Raw genomic sequence first — 12,201 nt, 5'->3', positions numbered from 1 at the left:
GTCATCCACTTCTTTAACAGACATTTACAAAACTTATTTAATTGGCATAAAAAAAAAGGAGAAAAACCACTGGTCTTTCTCCTAAAAGCTTTACGCTGTAAAATATTTTAAGCTTTGTGTTCTCTAATAAAAGCATTTTTGTAACCTGCTTTTTTAACTTGTCTTAGCTCTTTTTGCAGATGTTTGTTATTAGATTCTGCCTTGTACAACAAACGATAGTACTGTTTCCCATTCATTGTAACTAATTGTACATATAAGTCTTCTAAACCTTGTGCTCTGGCTTTTTTAGCACTAGTTAGCATTTGCTTGCTAGAAGTAAATGAATTAAGCTGAATACCAAATCCTTTAGCTTTTTTCTCGGTACCCCAAATACTATAAGTACCATCTTTTTTATTGCTTGTTTTCTCTTTAGCATTTACAGCCTTACCTTGCTGGGTTTTTGGTTTCGATTCGGGCTTAGCAGATACTACTGGATCTTCATCACCAATACCTACTCGTAGTACTTCAATTTCAATATTTGCAACACCCTTTTGGATCATACCTATTTCACGTGCTGCACCTAATGATAGGTCTAATACTCTACCTTTTACAAAAGGACCTCTATCGTTTACTCTCACAATTACGCTTTGGCCTGTTTCCAAGTCTCTTACTCTAATTAAACTATTAAAGGGAATTGTTTTATGGGCAGCAGTAAGTGCATACATGTTATATTTTTCCCCGTTTGCAGTTAACCTTCCATGAAATTGCTTTCCGTAATAAGAAGCCTGTCCATTTTCTTTGTAGCCTAAATGATAATCTGCTTTAATGTCTGCAAAAGACATATTAAACAGCAACAATACGAATGACGTGATTAAAAAATAAGGTTTCATAATAGGAGTTATTTGGTTTAATTATTACTGATTGTTAATCTAAATTCTATTGTTAGTATATAGCTTTCCCATTAAGGCATTTAGCCTTTTATGTTTGAGTTAAGCTGTAGGATTGATTATATCTTTAGAATTTTCTGTTAGGATGGTTTGTGTTGATACATTATTAAAATCTTACATCTGATTTCATTTAATATGTATCTTCATATTCAGAAACATTTATGATAAATACGCTTAATACAATTTAAGGTTATGGAATTTACACAAAAACCTTACATCTGTATTAAGCGCAATACTTATACCATTTGCTCTTTTTTCAATTAAAAAAAGCCTACTTCTTTTGTAACTTATTGATATATACGGACTTATTTGTTTTGATATAAACAATGTAAATCCCTGTTTTAAAAGAAGAAATATTTAAAGTTTTCACTTCCTCGCCAGAAGATTTTTTCAAATACTTCTCATTCAGTAGGGTTTTTCCAGTCATATCTACTACGGCAACTTCGTAATTTGTGTTGGAAGGAAGTTGTTGAGTAAGATATACTAAATCTTCTGAAGGGTTAGGATATAGATGAAAGCCTATCTCCTGAGCATTCTCTTTATCTATTGCTGTTGGACTTTGATTAACACCAATTTTAATCTCATTAGAAATATAAGTATTTCCTAAATCGTCAAAAGCTCTGGCTCTTATACTATATACTCCTTCGAATGGGAATGACAGCGTAAAATTAAATGGCTTAGAAGCATCTTCCACTATATTTTCTCCATCCATAAAGAATGTAACCAGATCAATATCTAAATCAGGATTAGTTGCTACTCTCAAAGTAACCGAAGCACTTAAAGCTACTGTGGTATCACTAGATGGAGATGTAAAAACAATTGCCTGCCCAGAACCACCTGAATTATCCACATCTCCCACCAGAATACTAATTAACTGGCTATTTGAGCTTGCTCCCTGATTATCTATTGCTTTCACAAAAACAGAGCTAGCCCCTTCTTCTGGTGTGCTCCAATAATACTCGTATGGAGCAGTATTATCTGTACCTACTCTAATTCCACCAATGTAGAATTCTACTGATCTTACTTTACCATCTGGATCGCTGGCATCTGCAGTAATAATTACAGAATCTCCACTCGCATATGTCATATTATCATCTGGTGAAGTAATACTTACTACCGGAGGTAAATTACCAGGAATCGCATTTATATAAATAGTGATTGTATCTGTATAAGAATAGGTTTCCAGATTATCTACAATTTTGGCACTAATATCATATCTGCCTGAAATTGTAGTTTCCCAATCAAATCGGTAAGGAGCTGTTTGGTCTATATTTAGCAGTTGGCCATTATAATAGAATTCAACTCTTTTTACACTACCATCTTCGTCAGAAGCTAGAGACTGAATGGTAAATGAGGTTCCAATATCGAATCGGCTCCCATCTATCGGACTAATAATAGAGCCTTCTGGCTCCATATTTTGAAGATCATCACCCACATTTACAGTTATCGCAGATGAGATAACATGGGCGCCTTCATTATCTGTAGCTCTAGCAGTAAGATAATGGATTCCATCTGGTACGTTTTCCCAAGTATATCTATATGGAGACGCGGTTAATTCTGTGAGTAACTGATCTCCTGCATAAAAAGTGACTTTGGTAACTGAGCCATCAGTATCAAATGCATCTGCAATTATTTGTATACTAGCATTTGAAGGATAAAAAGAGCTATTATCTGGACTTGTAATTTGCACTGATGGTTTTTGGTTAATATCTACACCTTCACAGAAAGTTTCTTCATTACTAGTATTAGTAGCATCCGCAAATGAAACCGAAGATTGGAAGAGAATGATTCTATCTATTGCATGCCCTTTTGAACGGCCTGCTATTTCGAAAGAATATTGGCCTGCTTCTGTGAACTCCACATAAATAGTATGTGGATTATTGTCGTATGTATAAGTTTGATAACTCCATTTATCTAACTCAGACATGTACACCTTAAACCAACCATCAGTACTTTCTGAAACTGTAGTAGCATTTGTTGGCAAACCATATCCACCTGCCGGATATACCTTATCACTTCCATCACTAGCATACATCGTAGCTTCTGGAAACCTTAACCAGCTATCGTTATCTTCTGAAGCAATATTTCCTATGGTGTTATAACTTCTCCAAACTACCTGATATGTACCCGGCTCCTGAATAGTGAAATTATAAGTTAGTACCTCTGGCCCTGGGCCAGTAAAGAAATCATCACCATTCCAAAGCAAATAAGAAGCTCCTGTATAATCTGATAAAATAGTTCTCTCTTTCCAGTTGGTAGAAAGTTCGACAGATTCTGCTTCAATAATTACCATTCCATCATTATCTGCATAATCTGTATTACAAACCACTGGCGGCTTCTCTACTATTAAAGTAATTTCATCTGAAACTGTAACTCCACCTGACTCATCATAAGCAATGGCTTTAATTTGATAATTCCCCTCTTGCACATTTGCCCAGTTATAAGTGTAAGGTTCGGTATTATCTACAGATAGCAATACACTTCCCTGATAAAACTCCACTCTGGTTACAACTCCATCAGGATCACTTGCACTTGCAGATAATATAATTGTAGCATCTTCTTCGTAATAACTACTGTCTTCTGGACTAGTTAATGATATTTGAGGTGCTTGATTAACAATAGTGGTCGATTCTAAATCGAAATAATCGATTCTGGCATGTTCGTAAGTAGTTCTCATTCCAGATATCTTAATTGTATCTCCATTGTTGAGTAACAACCCATCAGTTAGTAGAATCTCTCTGAAAGAGTTACTGCTTGGCACAGTTTCTCCTGTTGTATCATCGTATTCTATTGTAGCTATATGATCGTTATTTACACCTACAGTTACTTCCGATGTACCATCGTTTTCATCGAAAATACCAATAGTAAGTTTATAAGTATCTGTATTCCCCTCAAAGATGTATGTACCGTCTCCTTCTGTACCAGCTTCACCAGACAGAATTCCTATATACTTGCCATTAGAAGCATAACTTCCTGATTCCACTTGGAAAGTATTGAGTACAAATTCTTCTGCTTCGATTCTATATGTTTTGTAGTTATTTAAAGATTCTACAGTGATGGTTTTAGGACCTGAACTGATAACTTGACCATCGTTTTGAATTACATCTACAGTTAATACATAATCTCCTATTGGCACATTTGTCCAACTGTAATTAAATGGTGCTATAGAATCTACAGCAATTTCTGTTTCTCCCTGATAGAAGATAACTTTTTCTATCAACTCCTCAGGAATACTAATTTCTGTTTCAATTAAAATCTCAGCAGGAGCTTCAAAGCTACTTCCAGATGCTGGAGAAATAATAGAAACCGATGCATTTACAGGGAGAACATTAATAGTAACACTATCGGAATAAATGGTATCTCCCGAAGCCAAAGCCATTTGAGCACTTAATACAAACTGACCAGCTGTTAGCTCTGTCCAACTATATTGAAAAAAGTCTAATGTATCTTTAGTACCTATCAGTTCTTCATCTGCATAATACCTCACAGTATTTACTGTATCTTCTCCAATATTTTCTACTAGCTCAATCAAAATAGCCTCGTCATCTTCTGAGAAAGAAGCATCATTTAATGGACTCTGAATATTTAAACTAGCAACAAAAGGAACTACATTTACTAATATGGTATCAGTGTAAACTGTTAAAGTATCATCAATTAACATATAAGCAGATAGGCTGTGCTCTCCCAGTGCTTGAGTTTCTAATTCATAAGTAAACAAATCACCTTCTGTGAGTGTCGCTCTTACAGTATCATCCACAACATAACTTACACTGTTTAATATAGACCTACCTGTTTCAACCTGCAAACTGACAGTAATAGGTTCTAAGACACTGTATGAACTACTGTCTAATGGTGATTCAATCGTTAAGCTTGGTTCAAATGGTGTTACGGTTACTGTAATTGTATCTGAATATACCGTATCTACTGCATCTAATAACATAAAGGTAGATAAGCTATGTTCACCTTCTGATGGCAATGTCCAATCGTAGACAAGTAATTCTCCTTCGGTTAAAGTTGACCTGATTGTATCGTCTATTACATAACTTACACTTGTAATTTCAGAGCGGCCTGTTTCAGCAAGTAAACTAATTGGAATATCTTCACTTTCGCTGTATGAGCTACTGTCCAAAGGTGATTCAATTGTTAAGCTTGGCTCAAAGGGAGTTACGGTTACTATAATCGTGTCTGAATATACCGTATCTACTGCATCTAATAACATAAAGGTAGATAAGCTATGCTCGCCTACTGATGGTAAGGTCCAATCGTAGACAAGTAATTCTCCTTCGGTTAAAGTTGACCTGATTGTATCGTCTATTACATAACTTACACTGCTGATTTCAGAGCGGCCTGTTTCGGCAAGTAAACTAATTGGAATATCTTCACTTTCGCTGTATGAGCTACTGTCCAAAGGTGATTCAATTGTTAAGCTTGGCTCAAAGGGAGTTACGGTTACTATAATCGTGTCTGAATATACCGTATCTACTGCATCTAATAACATAAAGGTAGATAAGCTATGCTCGCCTACTGATGGTAAGGTCCAATCGTAGACAAGTAATTCTCCTTCGGTTAAAGTTGACCTGATTGTATCGTCTATTACATAACTTACACTGCTGATTTCAGCTTCACCAGTTTCTGCACTTAATGTGACTGATATATCTTCGCTTTCACTAAAAGTACTACTATCTGTTGGAGTGATAAAAGTTAGACTTGATTCAAAACCATTAATTTTTAAAGCAACTGGATCGGAAAAATAAGTTTCTTCATTACTTAATAACATTGAAGCAAACAAGCTATAATCACCAGCCACTAAAGAGTCCCAAGTATATGTCAATAACTCGCCTTCGTTTAAGGTTGCCAATGTATCAGAACCATCACCTAATAAATAATTCACACTTCCAATTGTATATACTCCCGTATCAACTGCTAGCTCAATTTCGATTGTTTCATAATCAAAAAACTCAGAATCTGTAGCAGGACTAAAAATGGACAAACTAGGTTCAAATGCTGTAACAGTTATATTAACTAATTCAGATGTTACAGTTTCGGCATTGCTCAATAACATCGATGCAGACAAGGTATATTCACCGGCTACTAAAGTATCCCAAGTATAAGTCAATAACTCACCTTCGGTCAAGGTTGATAGTATTTCAGCTCCATCATTCAACAAATAACTTACACTTTCAATAGTATAGGTTCCTGTATCAGCCGATAACGCTATTGCAATGGTATCATAATCATAAAACTCAGCTCCATCAGTAGGATTAATAATGGATAGAGTGGGCTCAAAAGCATTTACAGTAATAGAGACTGTATTTGTAATATATGTATCAGTTCCAACTTGTACACTGGCATAAATATCTGCGGCGCCTACCTCAGGCGAGGTCCATGTGTATTGATATAAATCTCCTTCAGATAAAGTAGCAATAAGTGTTTCATTTGCATAATACTCAACCGCATCTACCTGATCATAAGTGATTGAACCTTCAATACTCAAAGCTATTTCATCTAACTCTGAGTAAACAGCTTCATCAATAGGGCTTGTTAACTGGAAAGTAGGTATTTCTTCTTCCTCTTGGATGTTAGCCACCCACAATATTCCATTAGCTATAAGTTGCTTAAAAACTTCATCATCTGTGTAACTTGTCTCATCGTGCCCTAGTGAAGTATAAAATGAGCGTCCTCCGTCATATTCTTTGCACCATGTAGTTGGTCTGGCTACATCATAAGTTTCAGTCCCAGTAGATTGTACTTCTAAGAGATTGGTATTGTCATCACTTAATTCGCCTCCGTTCAACTCCCAATAGTAGTATTCATCTGTTTTTGTCCATGTAGTACCTTCTATATGTGCTGTTATTGGATGATCTGCAATGAGTACATTCATGGTACCTTCAAAGTCTGAATCTGTGTGGTTAGGCGATACCTGTACTATTCCTCCAACTAAATCATTATACCAAGGCCAGCTTTTATCTCTATAAGTATCTGTAGCTGCATGGATTCCAACAAACCCACCACCACCTTGAATAAATTCTTCCATTGCTGCCTGACCTTCAGCACTTAGTAATTCATCACCTGAAGTATTACAAAATATAATTACTTGATAATCTTGAAGTGTTTCTGAAGTAAAAAGTGTATTATCTTCTGTTGCCGTTACTTCAAAATTATTGGTAGTACCGAGGTCTTCAAGCATACTAACTCCGGTTTCTATTGAGGCATGTCTAAACCCATTAGTTTTAGTAAATACTAATACTTTAAATGGATCAGTTTGTTTTGCTTGTAAAGAATTTGACAGATAAGAAAAAACAAGCGGAAAAGCGATTATAAAAAACTTTATAGCTTTAGTATTAAAGCGTTTGTATAGTTTCAGCATTCTCAGTTATTAATAGATAAAAATACCTGCTTTTGAATGACAGGCTCAGTTAGTTTTATTTTAATTTATCTCCATTAATGAGTTATGGTAGCATATCACCCGCCCATAGAATGGCATTTTCTATGAGTTCTTTAAACTTCTCACCGCTTTTATAGTCTACACTGTTATGCCCTAGAGAAGTATAAAATGATCTGCCTCCATCATATTCTTTGTACCAGCATACAGGCCTTTGCTCGTCGTAAGAACTATTACCTGTTGCTTCTACTGTTAGTAAAGTAATATTTTCATCAAAAAGGTAACCACCATTTAATTTCCAGTAATAAAATTCATCAGTTTTTTCCCATGTGGTTCCCAAGTGGGTAGTTATTGGATTATCGGTATCGTTATTTTGAATTGTACCTACATGGTCGTTGGGTGTATGGTATGGATTTATCTGAACAATGGCACCAACTAATTCATTATACCATTGCCAGCTACCATCTCTGTAAGTGTCTGTTGCAGAGTGAATTCCTACAAAACCTCCTCCTGCTTTTATAAAATTTTCAAAAGCTATTCTTTGTGTGCTATTAAGAAGATTTGTACCTGTAGTACTACAGAAAACTACGACTTTATAATTACTAAGTGTATCTGCATTAAACATGGTAGAGTCTTCTGTAGCAGTAACTGGTAGATTGTGAGAGTCGCCGATTTCTTCAATGAGAGCAATACCATCTGGAATGGAATTATGGCGAAACTCATTAGTTTTTGAGAAAACCAATATACCTTTTGTTGGCTCTTCTGGCTCCGGTTCGGGATCTGGAGTAACAGTACTACCGCTATCTGAACAAGTAGTAAAGCTCAAAAAAAAGATCACAATTAATTTGATTAAAGAGGCATTCTTTTCGAAAAAATCAACCATTATTCATAGAAAATAAGAATACAATGGCTAGGTGCCAACCATTGAAAAACAGTAAACAAATTTCAGAAACACACTTAGTTTAATATGTTAAGGATAATTTGCTTTGATAATGAAATGGAAAGCCATTGGTGTTATGCCAATGACTTGTGCTTAGTATTTTCTAATGAAAGGATTCGGATAGTGAAAATTTCAAATAAGTTCTCTAGATAATGCTATTTCGAAATTAATTAAAAACTAACTCCTTGTCAAATATTATTTAACTATAAAATAACCTTGTCCAATTAAAGCTCCTTCTGAATAGAGCTCTACTTTGTGTCTTCCTTTTTTAAATTCACTTCCTTTTTCGTATTCAAAAGCTACTGATTGATTTGAGTTATCAAAAAGGATTTCTTTAGATGAAGTATAGAAAACTTCTTCACCATTATAATCAAAAGTACCAGAACCTGCTGCTACATTGTATAAAGCAGAACCTTCTGGCTCTATAATTCTTAATATAATATTTTTTGCTCCAACTTCTGCTAATGGGTTGTCTTCAACATTGAAAGTAATTTTGAGCTTATCCAACTGTTTTGACTTAAACTCATCTCCATCTCTTACTTTCCCTCGATCGTTTATGGCAAAAAAGCTAATATTTTCGGCACCTAATGTAGCTGCAACATTTATTTTTTCCTGTAATTTACCTCGTTCGGCTTGTAATGTATTTATTTCCTGATTTAGCTCATTCTTCTGCGTTTTCAGGTCAATATTCTCTGTTAGCAATGCTTTATTCACTTCTTTCAACTTCACTATTTCCTCATCTTTCCTCTTAAGAAGCGACTCATAACCTTCAATTTTATCTTGAATCTTATTATATCTTTCCTGAGCTAAATTTCTTGAAAGCTTCAATTCGTCTTTTTCTCGCTCTAACTGTTCTTTTACAATTAATAAGGAATCGATATTGCCACCTAATCTTTCAATTTCCTGAATTTTGAGATTCAATTGCCCAGAAATTGAATCGAGCCTAGCGTAAGTAGCAACCAGTTGTAACTCTTTACTTTCTATTAATTCTTTGTTCTTTTTCTCGCTCTGAAGCGCCATATAGTACTGAATTCCATTAATAATTGCGAGAATTACAAGGACGGCAACTATAAGAACCATTCTGTTGTTTACCTTTCCCTTATTTTCAGTTTCTGCCATTGCCTGATTGTTTCTGTTTCTATTACTAAATTTGATGTAAAATTAATGTATTATGGGTTGATTTCAAGGCTTTTTAGCTATTCAAAGCAAATTAAACAACTATGAATCAAAACCTTAAAGACTTCTGGAATGATAAGTATTCAGAAAATAAAACTGGTTGGGACATTGGCTATGTTTCCCTTCCATTAAAAAAATACTTTGACCAGTTAACCGATAAAAAAATTAAAATACTTATTCCGGGAGCAGGTAATTCACATGAAGCAGAATACTTGCATCGCTCCGGGTTTGTTAATATTTATGTAGTAGATATAGCTCCAGCTCCAATCGCTAATTTAAGAAAAAGAGTACCAGATTTCCCAGAAGATCACTTAATTGAGAAAAATTTCTTTGACTTAGATTACGAAAGTTTCTTTGATCTAATAATAGAACAAACTTTCTTTTGTGCTATTACACCAACTTTCAGGAAAAATTATGCTGAGAAAATGCATCAACTGCTGAACGATACAGGTAAACTATGTGGTTTACTTTTTAACGATCCTCTCAATACTGATCATCCTCCGTTTGGTGGAAATAAACAAGAATATATTTCTTATTTTAAAGATCTCTATAAATTTCTGAAATTTGAAACATGCTATAACAGTATAGCACCAAGAAAAGATAGAGAACTGTTTATATTACTTCAAAAAAGCTAAGATTAATTATGAGTGATACTGTATTTCTAATCATATTTATAGTGGTAGCAAGTACCCTATTCCCATTAGGTGGTTATTTTCTTGATTGGCGTTACAACAAAAAATTACACAAGAAAAAGGAAAACAATTCTTAAGAGGAGTAATTTATTAACTCCTCTTTTATCTCTTTTATACGAGAATTAATATCTGTATTCGCTTTATCAAAGCGTGTATCTGTAACTGCCTTTAGAAAATTGAGTATCGGAACTGGGTGAGGTGTTTTCTTACCTGTTTTTACTTCTATAAACTTAAGTGTTGTCCATAAAAGCGTTTTCAATTGCTTCCTTTTTATATCAGTCATAAAGTACTCTACGATCAATGTATCTTCATCGTAGTAAATACATCTTGACATAATTTTGACTGTCTCACCTACCATTGCAGGTCGCACATAAGCAATCTGATGTTGATAAACTACCCAGCCAGCTCCAAACTTATTAAAAATATCTCCTGGAGATATTTCATATAATTCTAGTACTTGATCTTCTCTGGCATTAAAAAAATAATCAAAGTATTTTGCATTATTTAAGTGCCTTAAAGGATCACAGTCCTGAAAACGGATTACACTTTTAGATTCTGTTAGTTTTTGGTACTCCTGATCTGGATCGAATGATTTAAACATAGAAGTATTCCTTCTGCTATTACTTTGTAGAATGTATATTAAATATGGTATTGCAGACTTTTAGTCTTTGAGCTTGTTTACAAATTTGGCGATAGTTTTACGAGTTTCGTTATCCTGAAAGAAATCGTACAATAATGTATGCTTATCGTAGTCTATAATAATACCTGTTTCTAGAAAATGGTAACCTTCCTGAAACTTTCCACAAGCAAAGCAATAAGCGCAAGCTCTGTATATAAGTTCTATTTGGTCTGGTAGTTCGCTTAAACCTTCTAAGACTATTTCAAGTGCTTTTTCGGCTTCATCCATAGTATAATAAAACATAGACCAGCTTAACCAAAGATCAGGGTTATCAGGGTTAATCACACAAGCTTTCTCATAAGCTTCCATCGCAGATTGATCGTTTCCTATGTTTCCTTCGGCTTCTGCAAGTGCCAACCAAAACTCATCACTATATTCATTTAAGGCAATTGCTTTTCTAAGAAAATGGATTGCTTCCATCCATTTCTCTTGCTTTATGAGCGAGATACCCATACCAAACCAAGCATCATCATAATCTTCGTCTTCGTCAATTGCCAACTTATAAAAGCTGATAGCTTCTTTATAATTAGCCATTTTTTCTGAAGCAGCTCCTAAATAGCAGTAGATTTCAGCGTCTGGTCCCTCAAACTCTAATGCTTTTTGAAAAGTTTGAAATGCTTCATCAAATTTTCTCAAATTCATTAATGCACTTCCCTGACCAAAATATGCCGAGCCAAAATGCTTATCTATTAAGGTTGCATAATCAAATGCTTCCTGAGCTTTTTCAAAATCACCAATTTTATTATAAATAATACCAAGGTTATACCAAGCCAAAGCAGCATATGGATCCTCATCGATTATTTTTTCAAAGAATTTTACAGCCTTATTTGCACTGTCTGCTTCTTCTACACAAAAAGCCAATTCATAAACGGCATCTTCATTTGCCATATTCAATCTTAATGCCTTCATGTAATACTGGATAGCCAGTTCATATCTTCCTAAAGATTGATATGAAAATCCAATATTATACATCAACTCATCTTTCTCGTCTGAATTGGTAAGCGCAGACTCATAGCACTCTATAGCTTCTGCATAATTGCCTGCCATAGAAAGCATGTTTCCCTTAAGCAATAATAAATCAGGGTCTGAAGGATGTAGCATCTCAGCTCTTGAAATAGTATTGGTAGCTTCTATAAAATCACCACTTAACGAAAGTACATTTGCCTTGTGTAAAATTAGCTCTAAAGAATAAGGATGTTGCTCTAATGCAATTTCACATACTTTTAAAGCTTTATCGGTGGAATTAACCTGTGTATAATGCTCAATTAATTTTTCAAAAGTATTCTCATCAAGAAAAGAAAAGCGGTTGCTTTCAAGCATTTGCTCAAACATTGAGACCGTTTCCTGTAATTCAGATTTTTTATCTGTATTATCTGCCATCTAGTTGAATTAAAATTGGTATAGAT

General features: G+C 34.6%; 7 protein-coding genes. 1 reads left to right on the top strand and 6 read right to left on the bottom strand.

The features are described 5' to 3' along the window. Positions 1-107: 107 nt before the first annotated feature. The 4 genes from OQ292_RS11330 to OQ292_RS11315 all read right to left on the bottom strand — a co-directional run bounded on the left by OQ292_RS11330 (position 108) and on the right by OQ292_RS11315 (position 9,367). A complete protein-coding gene (locus OQ292_RS11330; RefSeq protein ID WP_284682242.1) occupies positions 108-869 on the bottom strand; it encodes a septal ring lytic transglycosylase RlpA family protein in 762 nt (253 codons plus the stop codon). Between the two features lie 328 nt (positions 870-1,197). Continuing rightward, on the bottom strand, positions 1,198-7,293 hold the full coding sequence (locus OQ292_RS11325) for an Ig-like domain-containing protein (protein WP_284682241.1): 6,096 nt from the start codon (positions 7,291-7,293) through the stop codon (positions 1,198-1,200). A gap of 82 nt (positions 7,294-7,375) precedes the next feature. Continuing rightward, positions 7,376-8,191, bottom strand: coding sequence for a ThuA domain-containing protein (locus tag OQ292_RS11320; RefSeq protein ID WP_284682240.1), 816 nt, complete (start codon positions 8,189-8,191; stop codon positions 7,376-7,378). Positions 8,192-8,443: 252 nt separating this feature from the next. Continuing rightward, complete coding sequence (locus OQ292_RS11315) at positions 8,444-9,367, bottom strand: chromosome segregation protein SMC (RefSeq protein ID WP_284682239.1); 924 nt, start codon at positions 9,365-9,367, stop codon at positions 8,444-8,446. Between the two features lie 101 nt (positions 9,368-9,468). On the opposite strand from OQ292_RS11315, the gene OQ292_RS11310 reads away from it, so the two are divergent. Next, the gene (locus tag OQ292_RS11310; protein WP_284682238.1) at positions 9,469-10,059 is read left to right on the top strand and encodes a methyltransferase domain-containing protein; all 591 of its coding nucleotides are present in this window, start codon (positions 9,469-9,471) and stop codon (positions 10,057-10,059) included. 130 nt (positions 10,060-10,189) lie between these two features. Here the strand turns inward: OQ292_RS11310 and OQ292_RS11305 are convergent, their stop codons facing one another. Together OQ292_RS11305 and OQ292_RS11300 are read right to left on the bottom strand one after the other, a co-directional pair. After that, the gene (locus OQ292_RS11305; protein ID WP_348970579.1) at positions 10,190-10,717 is read right to left on the bottom strand and encodes an acyl-CoA thioesterase; all 528 of its coding nucleotides are present in this window, start codon (positions 10,715-10,717) and stop codon (positions 10,190-10,192) included. A gap of 60 nt (positions 10,718-10,777) precedes the next feature. Next, on the bottom strand, positions 10,778-12,175 hold the full coding sequence (locus tag OQ292_RS11300; protein ID WP_284682237.1) for a tetratricopeptide repeat protein: 1,398 nt from the start codon (positions 12,173-12,175) through the stop codon (positions 10,778-10,780). Between the last annotated feature and the right edge of the window lie 26 nt (positions 12,176-12,201).

The organism is Chondrinema litorale, from assembly GCF_026250525.1.
Classification (GTDB): domain Bacteria; phylum Bacteroidota; class Bacteroidia; order Cytophagales; family Flammeovirgaceae; genus Chondrinema; species Chondrinema litorale.
This window is presented reverse-complemented; position numbering and strand designations above follow the sequence as displayed.